This window comes from Kibdelosporangium philippinense (genome assembly GCF_021390435.2).
In the GTDB taxonomy this organism is placed as follows: domain Bacteria; phylum Actinomycetota; class Actinomycetes; order Mycobacteriales; family Pseudonocardiaceae; genus Kibdelosporangium; species Kibdelosporangium philippinense.
The window spans coordinates 3,219,109-3,234,971 of the sequence record NZ_JAJVCN010000001.1; the positions used below are offsets into that span (position 1 = coordinate 3,219,109).

Below are 15,863 nucleotides of genomic sequence, written 5' to 3' on the forward strand. Positions count from 1 at the left end.
GCGTCATGTGGGTGTGCCGGGAGCAGCCGGGTGATGTGGCGTTGGCGCGTGCGGTGCACGTGGAGGCGTTTGGGCAGGAGTTGGAGGCGTCGCTGCTGGATGCGTTGCGGGCCAGTGACGCGTGGATTGATGAGTTGTCGTTCGTGGTGCGGTTCGGGGTTGAGGTCGCGGGGCATGTGGTGGTGACGCGGGCGCATGTGGATGATCGGCCGGTGTTGGCGTTGGGTCCGATTGGTGTGCTTCCGCGTTTCCATGGTCAGGGTTTGGGCAGTGCGTTGATGCATACGGTGTTGGGTGCGGCGGATGCGTTGGGTGAGCCGTTGGTGGGGTTGCTGGGTGATCCGCGGTTTTATGAGCGGTTCGGGTTCGAGTTGGGGGCGATGATGCACGTGTTGCCGCCGGATCCGGATTGGTTGCAGCATTTTCAGGTGCGCCGGTTGTCGGCGTATAAGGACAAGATTCAGGGGACGTTCCGGTACGCGGCGCCGTTCGATGAGGTGTAGGTCATCCGCGTACTGTAATGACTTAATGCATTTCAACCCTTACGGCGGTCCTGCTGCTGAGCTGGCCGCGGCGCTGGTCAACCTCGATTCGGGTGACGCGCGGGGCGTGAGCGGGTTGGTGCCGCAGTTTCACCGTAGCGCGGAGCCGATCACGGCGGAGTCGGCCGGGCAGATCCTGGTGTGGGCGCGGCGCCTCTCCCCTGTGTTCGGTGAGCGGGATCTGGATCGCCTGGTGGATAGCGTGAACGGCCTGCTGGCGGATTCGGCGAGCAGGCCGTACATCTCGCGGCATGACGGGCGGGACCCGCATATCCATTACGCGCACGAGCGCGACGACATCGTCACGCGGGTGAAGGCGTTCACCGCGGCGGGCGTGGCGCATGTGCTGTGCCTGGATCCGGCGCGGTTGGGGCGGTGTGACAACGATGGGTGTGAGGTGGTGTACGTGGACACTTCGCGCAACGGGCGTCGCAGGTTTTGCTCAACCCGTTGCGCTACGCGTGTGCATGTGGCCGATCATCGGTCACGGGTTGCGCGGGTCGTCTGACAGTTCTGGTGAGTCGGCCAGGTCCACGCCGGGTCCGGGTGGCTGGGGTGGGTTCAGTGGCTGGCGGCCTGCTGGGGTGGGCCGGACCTGCAGTGGGCTGGGAACTTCCTTGCGGGCCACGGCTTCCGCAGCGCGCACGGCTTCGGCGACGTGCGGGTCGGGTGCGGTGTCGAACCAGTCCTTGATTTCCTCGTCGTCCTGTTCTGGCCGGGACAAGGGGACGTCTTCGACGGGTGGTTCGTAGCGGAACACGCCGTCGTCGCCGGGGGCGCCGAGCATTTTGGCGAATCCCTCGAGGGCTTTGCCGAAGTCGGTCGGGATCATCCAGACCTTGTTCGCGTCGCCCTGTGCCATCTGCGGCAGGGTCTGCAGGTACTGGTAGGCCAGCACTTCCGGGGTGGGTTTGCCCGCTTTGATCGCGGTGAAGACTTTCTCGATCGCTTTGGCTTGGCCTTGGGCTTGCAGGTAGCGGGCGGCTCGTTCGCCTTGGGCGCGCAGGATTCGGGATTGGCGTTCGGCTTCCGCAGCGAGGATCGCTGCTTGCTTCGCGCCTTCGGCCGAGAGGATCTGGGATTGTTTCTGGCCTTCGGCTGTTTTGATCGCGGCTTCGCGCTGGCCTTCGGCGGTGAGGATCATGGCGCGCTTCTCCCGGTCGGCGCGCATCTGCTTTTCCATCGAGTCCTGGATCGAGGGTGGTGGGTCGATCGCTTTGAGCTCGACCCTCGCGACACGGATACCCCAGCGGCCGGTGGCTTCGTCCAGCACGCCGCGTAGCTGGTTGTTGATCTCGTCACGGGAGGTCAGCGTGTCTTCCAGGCTCATGCCGCCGACGAGGTTACGCAGGGTTGTGGTGGCCAGCTGTTCCACACCGACGATGTAGTTGGAGATCTCGTAGACCGCCGCGCGGGAGTCGGTGACCTGGAAGTACACGACGGTGTCGATGGACACGGTCAGGTTGTCCTGGGTGATCACCGGTTGCGGCGGGAAGGACACGACTTGTTCACGCAGGTCGATGCGGGCGCGGACCCGGTCGACGAACGGGGCGAGGAAGTTCAGTCCCGGTTCGGCGACCTTGGTGAACTTGCCGAGTCGTTCGATGACCGCGGACTGTGCCTGCGGGATGACCAGGATCGATTTGACCACGATGGTCAGTACGAAGATCACGATGACCGCGACGATGATGATCGCGACGGCGTCCAAAGCTGTACCTCCACACCTTTCGCGCGCTACTTGAGTTCGTTCTACTCGCTGCCGGCTGATCGCGCCGGTCCTTGGCGCGCGTTTCGGGTCACGGTTCGGGCGCGACGATGGCGGTGGCGCCGGAGATCTCGACCACGACGACCGGTGTGCCGGGTTCGGCGATGATGTCGTCGGCGTTGTGTGCGCGGGCGGACCAGATCTCGCCGCCGATCTTGACCTGGCCTTGGTGTTCGTCGACCTTGGTCACGGTCAGCGCGCGGGCGCCGATGAGTGCCTGTGTGTTGGTTTTGTGGTCGCCGCCGGCGAGCATTTTGCGTTTCAGCATCGGGCGCAGGCCGCCGACGAGCGCGATCGTGGCGATGGCGAACACGATCGCGCTGATCACGAGGTTGCCGCCGAGCGCGGCCGCGCCCGCGCCACCGAGTGCGCCGAGTCCGATCATCAACAGCCACAGGTCTCCGGAGAGCACCTCGGCCGAGATCAGGATGAAACCTGCGATCAACCACACCAGCCAGGCCGCCATGGTCACATCCTGGCAGAGAATGGGGTCATTTCGATGGTGTTGTCACCCGAAGTGACCCACGAAGTCGATGAGCCGTTCGACCGACCCGATCAACGGGGTCTCCAGGTCGCGGAATCCGCGCACGTGACGAAGGATGTGCCGCCACCCCTCGGCGGGTTCGCCCCACCCGAGCTGTGCGCAGACGCCTTCCTTCCACGGCGTGCCGCGCGGGATCACCGGCCACGCCTCGATGCCCAAGGCGGCGGGTTTGACCGCTTGCCAGATGTCGACGTAAGGGTGGCCAGTGATCATGACGTTGGGGTCGGTGACCGCGTCGACGATTCGCGATTCCTTGCTGCCCTTGACGAGGTGGTCGACCAGCACCCCGAGGCGGCGTTCGGGCCCTGGCGCGAAGTCGCGAATGTGTTCCTGCAGCTCATCGATGCCGTCAAGGGGTTGCACGACGATGCCTTCGACGCGCAGGTCATGTCCCCACACGCGTTCGACCAATTCGGCGTCATGGATCCCTTCGACCCAGATGCGGCTGGCGCGCGCGGTGCGGGCCTTGACGCCCTCGACTTTGACCGACCCGGACGCGGACATCATGGGTTTCTTGGCAGCGGCGGCGGGTTTAACCAAGGTGACCGGGGCGCCGTCGAGCAGGAACCCGGCGGGCTGCATAGGGAACACGCGGTGGCGGCCATGCCGGTCCTCCAGAACGACATTGCCATACTCGATCCTGACCACAGCGCCGCAAAACCCGCTGGCCGGATCCTCAACCACCAGCCCCGGCTCAGCAGGCAGTTCAGGAATCCGCCGTTTGGGTTTGCCGGAGAGAATATCGCCATAATCCTGAGATCGCACGAAAGGAACACTACCCACCTCCCATGAAAGAACAGGCGGCTAACCGCACCAACATGTCCGGAGACAAAGGAACATGTCCGGAGACAAAGGGGCTGTCCGTACATGGGTCGAGAGGACAGAGGACTATCCGGTACGTACATCGGTCAAGGGAACAGAGGACTGTCCCGTACGTACATTGGTTGAGGGGATAGAGGGTTTGGGCCTGGAATGTGTGGCGTGCACCCGGTAGCACAATGACGTATCGCCGTGAGCGGTAGCGAACTGGCGGGGAGTCAGTGACGGGTGCCCGCGCGTGTCTGCCGCTCCGGCATGGCGTGTTGAACGCGCGAGCGGCGCACGGCGGCAACCGAGCCACGGCGAGAGCGAGTCGAGCAGTTTGACTCGCCGTGCCGGTGGGGCGGACACGCGGTAGTTCATCCAACCCAACCCGGCAGTGAACGTCAGGCAAGCCATAGGCCGCGTCTGTCGGTCACGCCGGGCCGTAAAAGTCGGGGCTTCCACCGGACGGTGTCTGGCATTGCTCCGCCCTGGCGCGTGTCCACCGTTCCGTCACGGTGTGTCAAACTGCTCGACTCGCTTCCAGCGCGGTTGCTTCTCCCCGGGCGCCGCTCGCGTGTTCAACACACCATGACGGAGCCGGTGGACACGCGAACGCGAGCCCGGACAGCACTTCCAGGGTGTACCTCGTGGCTGGGGTGTGCTTCAGTGGTGGTGGTGGTCAGTGTGGCGGGTAATGCTGCGGCGACGAAGATGATTGCGCGGCGGCCCTTCCGGAGCTTGGCTCGATGCAAGACCGTTCACGATAACCGCGCCGCCGCGCGGTTTTTTGAGGGTCTAACTGCCTAATCCGTTCAGAACGCTGGCCATGGGATCGGGCGGCCGTCCGGGTTGGGTTCGGGATATACCGGCGCGCGCAACACGGCGTCGGTGCGTTCCCGCAAGGCGTGGATCTCGCGGCGGGTCAGGTGTGGGCGCAGCTGCTGACCCAGTTCGCCCTCAAGCTGTTCACGCAGCCGCGTCAGCGCCTCGACCGCATCCTCGGGCAGGGGTTCTCCGAGGAACCCCCACAGCACGGTCCTCAGTTTCGGGTCGGTGTGCAGGCAGATGCCGTGATCCACGCCGTAGACGCGCCCGTCGGTGCCGTGCAGCACGTGCCCGCCCTTGCGGTCGGCGTTGTTGAGCACCACGTCCAACGCGGCCAGCAGTTTCACGCTGGCGTGATCGGCGTGGGTAAGCACCGCCGGGTCGCCGTAGCGGTCGTGCGCGCGCAGCACCGTGCGCCATCCGTCGGGGACGTCCTCAGGTGCCAGGACGTCGACCAGGTCGTCGCCTTCCTTGGTGTCGATCCACAGCTGGACCATGCCGCGGCCGAACGGGCCCGCGCGCAGCACGGTCGGCGGGATCAGGCCGAGCCCGCTGGCCTGGGAGACCAGGTAGGAGGCGACTTCCCGGCCGGCGAGGGTGCCGTCGGGGAAGTCCCACAGCGCGCGTTCGCCGTTGATCGGCTTGTACACGCAGTGCGCCGCGATCCCGTCGTGGCTGATCGCGCCGTAGAGGGTGGCGTTGGAGGCGTCCACCAGACGGCCTTCGACGTCGATCTGGCCGTGGGTGATCAGCTCGAGCGCTGCCGGGTCACCCGCGTGCACGCTCAGCCTTCTTCGTTTCTGCGGTAGCCGTTCTGCCGCGGGCAGACGTGGCCCTCGGCATCCAACGGTTCGCCGCACAGCGGACAGGGTTTACGTCCGGCGCGCACTACCCGGTCGGCGCGGTCGGCGAAGGCTTTGGCCGAGGCCGGGGTGAGGAACACGCGCACGGCGTCCGGGCCTTCCTCGGTGTCGTCGAGCACGACCGCTTCGTCCACTTCGGCCTCGCTGACCGCGAGCAGTTCGATCACCACCGCGCGGGTGTCGGCGTCCCAGCCAAGGCCCATCGTGCCGACCTTGAACTCCTCCTCGACCGGCACCGTGAGCGGTTCGGAGTCCATCTGGTCGTCGGGGGTGTCGGGCGGGACTTCGGCGCCGAAGCGGCGGCCGACTTCGTCAAGCAGTGACCCGATCCGTTCGGCGAGCACCGCGACCTGCTGTTTCTCCAGTGCGACGCTGATCGTGCGGGCGTCTTGCGAGGCCTGCAGGAAGAACGTGCGGTCGCCTGGTTGCCCGACGGTACCGGCGATGAACCGGTCGGGCTGACGGAAGACATGTATGACACGAGCCATGGCACCTTCGACCTTATGGCACGCGGTGGCCCCTCAGCAGCCCGGCCGCCCGAGTTCGCTCATGGCGGATATGTGTCTGCGCCGACTGTTGCGGGCGTGGCGATCCGGTGTGTCCCGGCATGTCCGGATACCGACTCCTCCCACCTGGGTGGTGTCGCGGCGATTACGTCTCACGGACGGTGACCGCGCCTGGTCGCGGCCAGTAGGGTCGTTGCTTGTGGTAAAGATCGCTTCCTACGGGACGTGGGCCTCGCCGATCACCGCGCAGCGCGCGGCGGCCGCGGCGGGTGGCCCTGACTGGGTGGACCTGTACGGCGCGGACGTGTGGTGGACCGAGAGCAGACCCAGCGAGGGCGGCCGGATCGCGTTGATGCGCCTGCCCGCCGGTGGGCAGGCCTACGAAGTCCTCGACACGCGGTGGAGTGCGCGTAACCGGCTGCACGAGTACGGCAGCCGGTCCTGGGTGGTGCTGCACGAGCGGGTGGTGTTCACCAACTGGGCGGATCAACGCGTCTATCAGGCCTCGTGGGAGGCCGGTGGTGAGCCGGAGCCGATCACGCCGCAACCGCAGCGCGAGCACGGCTGGCGCTACGGCGACCTGCAGGCCGGTCCGGACGGCGCGGTGTGGTGTGTACGCGAGACCGTCACCGGGGATCGGCCCACCGACATCCGCCGTGACCTGGTCGCCCTGGCCGACGGTCAGGTGCGGGTGCTGGGAGCGAGCCATCATTTCCTGTCGGGACCCAAGATCAGCCCGGATGGTCGGCACGCGGCGTGGCTCGGCTGGGATCACCCGGAGATGCCGTGGGACGCCGCGCGCCTGTGCGTCGCGCCGGTCCTGGCGGATGGGACGTTCGGTGAGCACCGCGTGGTGGCGGGCGGTCCGAGCGAGGCGGTGTGCCAGTTCGAGTGGGAGGACAGCGCGGCGCTGTTGGTGCTGACCGACCCGAGCGGCTGGTGGAACCTCTACCGGGTCGGTATCGACGGGCGGTCACGGAATCTGGCGCCGTGTGAGCTGGAGTTGGGTGGCCCGTTGTGGCGGATGGGCGCACGGTTTTTCACCCCGCTGGGCTCAGGCCGGTTCGCGGTGGTGCACTCCGGCGGACAGTTGGCGATCCTGGATGAACGCAGCGCCACCGTGACCGATGTGGACACCGACCTCACCGCGTGGCGCGCGGATCTGGTTGCCGCCGATGGGGTGTTGTATGGCGCGGCGGGCAGCGCGTCGTTGCCGATGGCGGTGATGAGCCTGGATTTGTCACGCGGCGAGGTGAGGGCCTATACGCCGCAGCAGGCGCCGTTTGATCCGGTGTTGCTGCCCGAGCCGCAGGCGCGGACGGTCGCAGGCGTCCCAGCGTATGTGTATCCGCCATGCAACCCCGACTACGCGGCGCCGTCTGGGGAGAAGCCGCCGTATGTGGTGTACGTGCACGGCGGTCCGACGCACAAATACACCCCGACGCTCAACCTGGACTTCGCGTACCTGACCAGTCGCGGGATTGGTGTGGTCGCGGTGAATTACGGCGGCTCCACGGGGTATGGGCGGGCGTTTCGTGAGTCGCTGCGTGAGCAGTGGGGCGTGGTCGATGTGGACGACTGCGCCGCAGTCGGGCTCGCGTTGGCGGCCGAGAATGTGGCGGATGGGTCGCGGCTGGCGGTGATGGGCGGCAGCGCGGGCGGGTGGACCTCGGCGGCGTCGATCACCAGCACGAGCGTGTACGCGTGCGCGACGATCATGTACCCGATCCTGGATTTGGCGGGCTGGACGGCGTTGGGTGGCGAGGTCCACGACATGGAGTCGCGGTATGTCGAGGGCCTGGTGGGTGCGTGGCCGGCGCAGCGGGAGCGGTATGCCGAGCGTTCGCCGATCAACAACGTGCACCGGCTGGCCGGTCCGGTGCTGTTGCTGCAGGGCTTGGAGGATGAGATCTGCCCGCCCGAGCAGGCCGACCGGTTCGTGGCGTTGCTGGCGGGTAAGGGGATTCCGTACGCGTATCTGACCTTCGAGGGCGAGCAGCACGGGTTTCGCAAGGCCGAGAACCAGCGCACGGTGCTGGAGGCGCAGTTGTCGTTCTACGGTCAGGTGTTCGGGTTCATCCCGCCGGGTGTGCCGGTGCTGGAGCTGCAGTCATGAAGATCCATCCGGCCCGGTTGCGGCCGGGCAGCCGGGTGGCGCTGGTGGCGCCATCCGGCCCGGTGAAACACCGTCTGCTGGCCGCGGGGATCAAGTATCTGGAGGCGTGGGGGCTGCGCGTCGAGGTCGGCAAACACGTCCTGGACCGCCACCCGACGCTGCCGTATTTGGCGGGCGCGGACGCTGATCGCGCGGCGGATCTGCAGCGCGCGTGGTGCGATCCGGCGATTGACGCGGTGTTGTGCGTGCGTGGCGGGTACGGCACGTTGCGGATGGTGGATCTGCTGGACTGGGACGCGATGGCCGCGGCCGGTCCGAAACTGCTGGCCGGGTCCAGCGACATCACGGTGTTGCACGAGGCGTTTCTGCATCACCTGAACGTGACGACGTTGTTCTCGCCGTTGATCGCCACGGATGGGTTCATCGGCGACGCGGTGGCGCGTGAGCATTTCCGGCAGACGTTGTTCGAGCCGGAGAAGACCCAGGTGCTGACCGGGCCGAACACCGCCACGATGGTGCACGGCACCGCGCGCGGGATGGTGGTGGGCGGCAACGCGAGCCTGCTCGGGTACGGTCCGCCGCCGCAGGAGGCGATCCTGCTGTTGGAGGACATCACCGAGGAGACCTATCGGCTGGATCGGATCCTGACCGGGTTGTTGCGCCAAGGCTGGTTCACCGGCGTGAACGGGATCGCGCTGGGGTCGTGGACCGACTGCGGGGATCCGGCGGTGGTGGAGGCGATCCTGCACGACCTGATCGGGTCGTTGGGGATTCCGACGGTGTGGGAGTTGGGGTTCGGGCATTGCCGTGGGCAGTTGACGGTGCCGTTGGGCGTGGAGGCGGAACTGGACGCCGACAACGGCACCTTGACGATCCTGCAACCCGCGCTCAGCCCAGGTGGTAGTCCAGGCTGATTTCCCCGTGCCGCATCCGGCAGGTCCCGGTCAGTGTGGCCAACTGACCGGTGGCACTGCCCGGGACGATGAACCCGTACTGCTCGCTGCCGTCCGGGCCACCGCACGCGCCGTGCTGCAGTACGAAGGTGCCGGTTTTGCCCTCAAGTTCGCCGGTGACGCGTTCCTGTGCCATGTATCCGGCGCCGTCGCTGGGGTCCTCGCCGGTTTGGCAGGCCAGCATGTGCACCTGCCCGGTGGCCTGCAGCGCGCCGGTGTAGGTCTTGGTGATGGTGGCGCTGGTCAACGGCGGGTGGTGGTCGTCGTAGACCAGCTGGTCCCAGCCGGTGATCTCGAAGGTGGCGGTGAGCTTCATGCCCGGTGATCCTGCCCGGGATACCTGACATCCGCTGTCAGGAAGAGTATCGGGTTTCGCGCTGCCAGGTGTCTCGGAACGTTGCCGCGTTTGTTCGGCGGAGCCGGTCTTCGCTAGCCAGGGTCAATCCGAGGTGGTCCGAGTGACCCCGAATGAGGCATTTCCTCGGCGAGAGGGCTGCCTCCTGCGTCGTGCGCCGCTGGTCACGCCCGCGACTGTTCATGAGGGCCGAGTTAGGCGCGTTCAACGCCGCCAAGGTGACCTTCACGGCATCACCATGGGTAACAAGTGTGGCATGTGCGACAGGTGTGACTCGGGTGACGATTGATCATCCATTACGGACAGACCCGAAGCCCGGCTACATGGTCAACGATTTGAGACGAGCCACCACTAGAGTAATGCGGTTGCTCTACCGGCGGTTTCGTGGTTGTGAATGGATGACGGGTGTCTTGGTCGTTCATTCATGGAGGAGATCACGGCATGAGAAGAATCATCGCCCTCGTGCTTTCCGCGCTGGCCGTGGGAACCGTCGCCGTTGTGGCGGCAACCCCGGCCGCCGCGGCGACGTGCGGTTCGTATCTGCATGTGCACAAGGCCCCACCGAGCGGGTCGGTGTTGTTCGGAATCGGAAACCAGATCGGAGCGGAAAGTTTCACCGGCAGTACGTTGCGGATCAACCGGTTCTCGTTCTACAGCCATATCGCACATTCGGGGACAACATCAAACTGGGTTCGAAGGCTACGTTTATTTATTCGAACACCGCTAATGGGGAGGTGCGCACTCATCAGGCGGGTGCGTCCAGCAACGGTGTTGTCCGTGACGACAACCGGGATGCGGTCAACCGGGTGAACGTCAACAGTTTGCTGTACCCGGGCACGTGGAATGTGCTCGCGCTGTGGGTCGGTGACTGCGGGGATCAGACCGAGAATGAGGAGTTCCTCGGGTACGTCCAGGTGACCTGACCGCGGGTTCCTTCATGGCCGCTCCTGACTATGGGGCGGCCATGAAGCTGTTGCTCTTTCTGTAGCGAATCCGCTACGCGCCGCGACGCTTTCTGTCACGATGAGCGACGCGCGTGTGACGGACGCGTACACGAGGAGGGGACCAGCAATGTCGACACCAGGCGCAGGCAGACATCCAGACTTCGCGATCAACCCAGACGAGCTGACGCTCAAAATCAACAAATTCCTCAGGCCAGTGATTGAGCAGTTGGAAAAGCTCACCGGCCGATACGACCAAGCTCATGGTGACGTGACTGCGGCGCACGCCAGCCAGGCAGGTGGCTGGTTCGGCGGAGTCGGCAACGGCGAGATCCAGGCGGCCAGTAGTTCGTTTCTCAACGCCATGGAGTGGCAGCTTCGTCAAGTCGCGCATGACCAGGAGAGTCTTACCGCCTCACTGCGGGACTACGAGAGCTCCCTGCACCAGATCATCGCCCAGGCCAAACAGACCGACCAGGCGATCGCCGACCGGTTCCGGTCCATCGAGAGCCAGCTCGATGAGATGGGCCGGTGAGAAAGATGCCTCTTCCTCCTGGTCGTGGACCTGCGCCGGTCGCGAGCATCACCGGGGGCGTCCCATCCCGACCTGGCCAGAGCGTCCGCGGAACTCAACTCCTGGGTCGAGTACCTGTTGGCACCCGCCACGCACAACGGCCCGCGTATCTATCGGGCGACTGGTGTCGACGACAGTGGCAGCGTGCCGCCGGATGCTGAAATGCCCCAGCGCATGCCGAATCTCGACGCGGACCCGCTGTATCAGACGGTATCGGTGATCGATGGCTTCGCCGCAGACCCTGGTGCGCTGTTCCGGTCGGCGGAGGCTGTCGCAGGTGTGCAGGACGCGGCGATTGATTCGGTTTACCAGAAACTCGTGACCGGATATTTCACCTGGCAGCATCCGAGTCAAGGCGGCGGCCGCGACGGGAGCAAAATCGTCAACGCGGCCCCGCACGTCAAATATAACGAAGAGTGCAGCGTTCGTGACGACTGGACCGAAATGAAAGAAGGGTGGTTCGGTCGAGCGAGAACGAGTGCCTACGAATACGAGAAGGATTTCATCCGGTATCAGGTTTACACCGAGAGCGTTATTCATGAGGGTTACCAGCCGAGTCGATAGAACTCGAGCGATGTGATGATCCGGATGATGTTGGGGAGCTCGGAAAGGCGTCCTCGATAGCCGGTCGCAATCATCTTCCAGTTCTTGATATGCGCGATACATCGCTCGACGGCGGATCGAAGTGAGGAGATGAATTTATTGTTCACCTTGTCGCCAGCCGAGAGCTCGCCGCCCTTTGGCTTTTTGCGAGGCGTAATCGTGTGAGTGCCCTGATAGGCAGGGTCACCGATGACTGAGGTCTCGGCCAGAAGATCTTCCCAGTCACACTCGGCGAACGCTTTCCGGTCATGCATCGAGCCAGGCAGAGGGGCGGATATTCCCAGCAGGCCTCCCTCCGTATCGGCGGCGACCTGGATGTTCAGCCCCGCGCGGCGCCGCTTGCCGGAGAAGTTGTCTTCGTGACCAGCACGGTTGCCGGTCGGGACATCGGTTCCGTCGACCAGGACGAGCCGGCCGCGGATGGCCTCCTTGAGGTTTGGAATGTGCAGGCACAGGGCCTGCCCAATCAATGGGAGAATGCCTCGATAGATCCGCGATACGGTCGACTGACTGACGCCGAACAGATCGCCCACGGCCGCCTGGTTCAGATTCTGTCGGACGTACACCAAAGTGATCACGACAGCGCGATACAGTCCCACGGTCGGAGGCCACGCTTGGTTCTCATGGCATTGGATGATCTGCCAGATGCGCGCGACAAGCTCCTGGATCTGGTCAGCAGCAAGCCCTGTAGTAGACTGATAACGCAACGACCCCGCCTGTAAGTTGTCTTCTGTGAGAGGAAAACGATCTTACTTGCCTGGGGTCGTTGTCCTATTTTGAGGTGATCAAGTCGCCAGAATAACGCTCCGAGAACCTTGGTTACATCCTGGCCGAACACGTGGCCCGCTATCGGGCGATCTTTGACAAGGCGAGCCAGGACATCGCCGCGCTGATGGACGCGATGACGAAAGTTTTCGCCGGACATGACTGGTATGGCCGCGGCGGTGGCCTGAAAATCGATCTCGCCTCGGTTGTGATATCAGCGATCGCCACCGCGGCGACAACCGTACTGTCCGGGGGTGGCGCTGCTCTGATCGCGGCGGTGTCGTTGATCGACGCGGCCAGCGAGGCGATCAAGACCGCATCTGGGCAACCGGCGAACAAGATCACCGTGTTGCTGGAGGACCACGATTTTCTGCGTGACACGGTGAAGCAGTATCTGGACGCGGTCGCCAAGGTTGAGCGGGACGCCGCGGATGCGATCAGGCAGTTGGCCGAAGCGTTGCCGAACAAGGTGGACGAGATGCGGTTGCATCGTGATCACCCCACCCATCCCGGCAGCACGACGCACTCGGGCGGATCGGTGCCGCTCTACCGTGATTACTTCTGATCTGCCTTGATGTTGGCCAAGACCGCCGATGCCAGGTCCTTCGCTGTCGAGCATCGGGCAACACCGGACTTGTCTTCGGCGGTCACCGAAAAAAACAAGGTGTCTGCCAGTCCGATGGCGAAGCTGCAGAGGTCAGGTCCTGGATCCTCTGGCTTGGTGGCGGTGTATCCCACGGCTGGATAGCCGTCGACATCTGTGGGTTGCCAGTAGTCATAGGACCCTCGCGCGTGTTCCGCGTATCGGTAGCTCAGGCCGATGCTCACTTTGGTGGCGTATTCGACCGCTGAGGCGGTGGGTGTCCAGTTGGGGTAGCCGTAGCGACAGCCGACACCTTCGCGGTCGTCGTCCACGTCGGTTCGGATTATGCCGAATTGCTGTTGCTGCGCGCTGGTCAGGCTGCTGCAGGGGTCGGCGGTGAAGCGGTCGGCCTTCAGCGGGTTCGTGACGCGAGGTGCCAGTGTCGCGGGGTTCACGCTCGTGGTTGTCGCTGGCGTGCTGCTGGTTGTCGTGGCGGGCGGTGGAGCTGGATCGCTGCTGTCGCAGGCGGCCGCGAGCGCCAACGGCAGCAGAACCACGGCGGTGATGCGCGCGCGTCGGCCAGTCATGATCCTCCCCTGTCATCGACTCGTCGCCGAGCGTAGCGGAACCACGTTGGTGCCATGAGCGCTTTGGGGAAGGTGGGTCCGCCGCGGTAGCCGGGTCATGGTGCGGATGTGGCCAGGGTGAAGGTCTGGGTGAGTTCGCGGGCGACTTCGTCGAGGTCCAGGGACGGGTTGGCGACGTATTGGCGTGCTACCTCGTCCAAGGCCGCACGGATCGTCCATGCCATCAGTCTGGGTGAGAAGGTGCGGAATTCGCCGTCGCGTTGTCCTTGGCGTAGGCGTTCTTCCAGGGGTGTGGTGTCTTCGTCCATGGTGATCTGGGTTCGGTGGTAGATCAGGATTTCCGAGACGGCCGCGACATGCTTCGGGTGGGTGCGCATGAAGTCCAGGTGGGACTGGATGTAGGCGTGCAGCATTCCCGCTGAGGTTGTTTCTGCTTGCACGCGGGGCCACATCACGGCCGCTCCTGCTTGGTTGACGTCTGCCAGTACTTGCTGGATCAGTTCGTCTTTGCCCGCGAAATGGTAGGAGATCACGCTTTTGGAGATGCCTGCCCGCTCGGCGATCTGGTTCAGCGACGCTTGTGCGTATCCGAGCACTGCGATGGTTTCGATGGCGCACTCCACGATCTGGGCACGCCTGGCCACCTCGATGAACGATGGCCCGTCCCGGCCGATCGTGCGGGTCTTCGACTGCATCGCCGCAACCTAACACCCATGATCAACCACCCTGTGTGCAGGTCCGGTCACTGCGCGCGTCAGACCGGGTGGCCGGAAAACAGACCACGTGGTCTCGTGCTGTGTGGCCAGGGTGATCCTGATCAGGCGGTGGCGGGGACCGTGGATGGCGCACTGTCGTGGTCACCGGATCGGGTGTACACAAACAAAATGCCCGCGGCCACGATGGCCGGGGGCATGAGGACGATGTCAGTTCGTTTTCACGGGTGTTGGGCCGACGTCGACCAGGGCGGGTCGCTTGTGGCCGAACATGTTCAGCGGGTCGATCATGGTCAGGGCCTTCGCCGCGAGGATCGACACGAGGATCGCGGCGGCCATGAACGGGTAGTTGTAGAGCTGGTCTTCCCCGGCTGGTGAGTAGGTCAGCACGAGGAACACCGACAGGCCGACCACGAACGGCAGTCGCTTTGTCTGCCACGGCAACGCCGCGGCGATGACGAAGCCCCAGGTGAGGTACCACGGCAGGGTCGCTGGGGACAGCAGCGCGATGCACAGCAGCACGATCGCCATGCGGCGCACGGCATCCGGCCCGCCGTCGCGCGCGGCCCACCACTGCCGCACGAAGATGTAGACCAGCAGCAACGCGCCGATGGTGCGGGTGACCATGATGAACGGCTCTTTGGACACGTTGAACACCAGGGACACGAGCCAGTGCAGCAGTTCACCGGCCGCGGTCGGCGGCGACATCCAGTTCACGATCATCGCCGGTGCGCGCAGGGCCGGGAACCAGCCGAGGTTCACGCCCGCGGCCAGTGTCACGGCGGTGAAGGTGGTGGCGAAGATCCCGATGGACACCGAGGCGGCACGCACGAACCGGCGCCAGAAGGTGCCGTCGAGGTGGTTGGCCCAGATCCACACCAGGAACGGCAGCGCGGGCGCGGCCGAGGCTTTCACGGCCATCGCCAGGGTCGCCAGGATGATGCCCAGCGCGTGTTTGCGGTTGAGCATGCACAGGGTGCCCGCGGCGAGCAGGCCGATCATCAGGATGTCGTTGTGCGGTCCGCCGACCAGGTGCACCACGGTCATCGGGCTGGCCACGGCGAGCCACAGCGCGATCGGCAGTTTTCCGCCGAGGTGTTTGACCAGGCCGGGCAGTGCCCAGATCAGCAGGCCGAGGCCGACCGCCAGGGCCAGGCGCATGAGGATGACGCCGAAGATGGCGTTGTCGCCGGTGACCGACACGACGCCTTTGGCGAGCAGGATGAACAGCGGCCCGTAGGGGGCGGGGGTGGTTTGCCAGAACGAGTGCACGTTCTGGGAGATCTCGGGGATGTTCTCCAGGTTGGCCGGGCCGACCAGGTAGGGGTCGAAGCCTTGCAGCGGCAGCATGCCCTGGCCGAGGTAGGAGAACACGTCGCGGGTGAACACCGGCGGGGAGAACAGCAGCGGCGCGGTCCAGCACAGTGCCGCGGTGAGCACCGCGCGGGCGTCGACCCGGCCGGCCAGCACGTGGCGGCCCAGCCGCACCCACGCCCAGACCACGAGGGCGAAGCCGATGTAGAGGATCGCGGTGGCGAGCATCTGGCCGTGGCCGTAACGGATCCACGACATCGGGCCGTCGCCGAGGATCGGGTCGCGAACAAGGATCCCGGCCGCGCCGACGGCCGTGAGCAGGATCAGGACTGTGCCGAGTGTGCCGAGCGCGATCGTGCGTACCGGCATGCCCAGTGCGGGCTTGCCGACGCTCGTGTCGGTGTTGTCGGAGTCAGCACCCAAAGTGGTATCCAGGTTCGGCGCCGGATCTTCAGTGGTGGTGGCCATGGCGTCTAGCAGGTTACACACCGTCCTCAGGCGTGCGGTGAG

18 protein-coding genes are annotated in these 15,863 nt (G+C 65.1%); 8 read left to right on the forward strand and 10 right to left on the reverse strand.

The genetic code is table 11. The features are described from left to right. Positions 1–5 precede the first annotated feature (5 nt). Positions 6–503 carry a GNAT family N-acetyltransferase gene (locus LWC34_RS14835; protein WP_233725641.1) on the forward strand — a complete coding sequence of 166 codons (498 nt, stop codon included), beginning with the start codon at positions 6–8 and terminating at the stop codon, positions 501–503. Between the two features lie 25 nt (positions 504–528). Further along, positions 529–1,050 (forward strand): CGNR zinc finger domain-containing protein, encoded by a 522-nt coding sequence (locus LWC34_RS14840; RefSeq protein WP_233725642.1) that lies wholly within the window; start codon positions 529–531, stop codon positions 1,048–1,050. Here LWC34_RS14840 and LWC34_RS14845 read toward each other — a convergent pair. The 5 genes from LWC34_RS14845 to LWC34_RS14865 form a co-directional block, all read right to left on the reverse strand. Next, positions 1,027–2,250, reverse strand: a complete 1,224-nt coding sequence (locus tag LWC34_RS14845; RefSeq protein WP_233725643.1) for an SPFH domain-containing protein — start codon at positions 2,248–2,250, stop codon at positions 1,027–1,029. The two genes, LWC34_RS14840 and LWC34_RS14845, sit on opposite strands and share 24 nt — an antisense overlap. Before the next feature lie 88 nt (positions 2,251–2,338). Next, positions 2,339–2,773, reverse strand: coding sequence for an NfeD family protein (locus LWC34_RS14850; protein WP_233725644.1), 435 nt, complete (start codon positions 2,771–2,773; stop codon positions 2,339–2,341). 42 nt (positions 2,774–2,815) lie between these two features. Further along, positions 2,816–3,616 carry a DUF3097 domain-containing protein gene (locus LWC34_RS14855; RefSeq protein WP_233725645.1) on the reverse strand — a complete coding sequence of 267 codons (801 nt, stop codon included), beginning with the start codon at positions 3,614–3,616 and terminating at the stop codon, positions 2,816–2,818. 851 nt (positions 3,617–4,467) lie between these two features. After that, complete coding sequence (locus LWC34_RS14860) at positions 4,468–5,268, reverse strand: SCO1664 family protein (protein ID WP_372496541.1); 801 nt, start codon at positions 5,266–5,268, stop codon at positions 4,468–4,470. Beyond that, positions 5,265–5,831: a DUF3090 domain-containing protein gene (locus tag LWC34_RS14865; protein WP_233725647.1), complete on the reverse strand. Its 567-nt coding sequence runs from the start codon at positions 5,829–5,831 to the stop codon at positions 5,265–5,267. The genes LWC34_RS14860 and LWC34_RS14865 overlap by 4 nt, the downstream gene beginning before the upstream one ends. Positions 5,832–6,048: 217 nt before the next feature. Here LWC34_RS14865 and LWC34_RS14870 point away from each other — a divergent pair, with 217 nt between their 5' ends. Together LWC34_RS14870 and LWC34_RS14875 are read left to right on the forward strand one after the other, a co-directional pair. Next, positions 6,049–7,965, forward strand: coding sequence for a prolyl oligopeptidase family serine peptidase (locus LWC34_RS14870; protein ID WP_233725648.1), 1,917 nt, complete (start codon positions 6,049–6,051; stop codon positions 7,963–7,965). Then, positions 7,962–8,879 carry a S66 peptidase family protein gene (locus tag LWC34_RS14875; RefSeq protein ID WP_233725649.1) on the forward strand — a complete coding sequence of 306 codons (918 nt, stop codon included), beginning with the start codon at positions 7,962–7,964 and terminating at the stop codon, positions 8,877–8,879. The genes LWC34_RS14870 and LWC34_RS14875 overlap by 4 nt, the downstream gene beginning before the upstream one ends. On the opposite strand, the gene LWC34_RS14880 is transcribed toward LWC34_RS14875, so the two are convergent. Next, positions 8,854–9,234 carry a DUF3224 domain-containing protein gene (locus LWC34_RS14880; RefSeq protein ID WP_233725650.1) on the reverse strand — a complete coding sequence of 127 codons (381 nt, stop codon included), beginning with the start codon at positions 9,232–9,234 and terminating at the stop codon, positions 8,854–8,856. The genes LWC34_RS14875 and LWC34_RS14880 overlap by 26 nt on opposite strands. A 773-nt stretch (positions 9,235–10,007) precedes the next feature. Here LWC34_RS14880 and LWC34_RS14885 point away from each other — a divergent pair. The 3 genes from LWC34_RS14885 (at position 10,008) to LWC34_RS14895 (ending at position 11,352) form a co-directional block, all read left to right on the forward strand. Further along, positions 10,008–10,196, forward strand: coding sequence for a hypothetical protein (locus LWC34_RS14885; RefSeq protein WP_233725651.1), 189 nt, complete (start codon positions 10,008–10,010; stop codon positions 10,194–10,196). Positions 10,197–10,344: 148 nt separating this feature from the next. Continuing rightward, a complete protein-coding gene (locus LWC34_RS14890; protein ID WP_233725652.1) occupies positions 10,345–10,749 on the forward strand; it encodes a hypothetical protein in 405 nt (134 codons plus the stop codon). A gap of 24 nt (positions 10,750–10,773) precedes the next feature. Then, complete coding sequence (locus LWC34_RS14895; protein ID WP_233725653.1) at positions 10,774–11,352, forward strand: hypothetical protein; 579 nt, start codon at positions 10,774–10,776, stop codon at positions 11,350–11,352. Here LWC34_RS14895 and LWC34_RS14900 read toward each other — a convergent pair. Further along, positions 11,334–12,098 (reverse strand): transposase family protein, encoded by a 765-nt coding sequence (locus tag LWC34_RS14900; protein ID WP_233724674.1) that lies wholly within the window; start codon positions 12,096–12,098, stop codon positions 11,334–11,336. The genes LWC34_RS14895 and LWC34_RS14900 overlap by 19 nt on opposite strands. A gap of 131 nt (positions 12,099–12,229) precedes the next feature. Between LWC34_RS14900 and LWC34_RS14905 the strand changes: the two genes are divergently transcribed. Next, complete coding sequence (locus LWC34_RS14905; protein WP_233725654.1) at positions 12,230–12,721, forward strand: hypothetical protein; 492 nt, start codon at positions 12,230–12,232, stop codon at positions 12,719–12,721. Here LWC34_RS14905 and LWC34_RS14910 read toward each other — a convergent pair. The 3 genes from LWC34_RS14910 to mptB all read right to left on the reverse strand — a co-directional run bounded on the left by LWC34_RS14910 (position 12,712) and on the right by mptB (position 15,821). Further along, entirely contained in the window at positions 12,712–13,326 is a 615-nt protein-coding gene (locus tag LWC34_RS14910; protein ID WP_233725655.1) for a DUF3558 family protein, read from the reverse strand. The two genes, LWC34_RS14905 and LWC34_RS14910, sit on opposite strands and share 10 nt — an antisense overlap. Positions 13,327–13,421: 95 nt before the next feature. Continuing rightward, entirely contained in the window at positions 13,422–14,021 is a 600-nt protein-coding gene (locus LWC34_RS14915) for a TetR/AcrR family transcriptional regulator (protein WP_233725656.1), read from the reverse strand. A 228-nt stretch (positions 14,022–14,249) separates the two neighbouring features. Next, positions 14,250–15,821, reverse strand: coding sequence for a polyprenol phosphomannose-dependent alpha 1,6 mannosyltransferase MptB (mptB, locus tag LWC34_RS14920; RefSeq protein ID WP_233725657.1), 1,572 nt, complete (start codon positions 15,819–15,821; stop codon positions 14,250–14,252). Between the last annotated feature and the right edge of the window lie 42 nt (positions 15,822–15,863).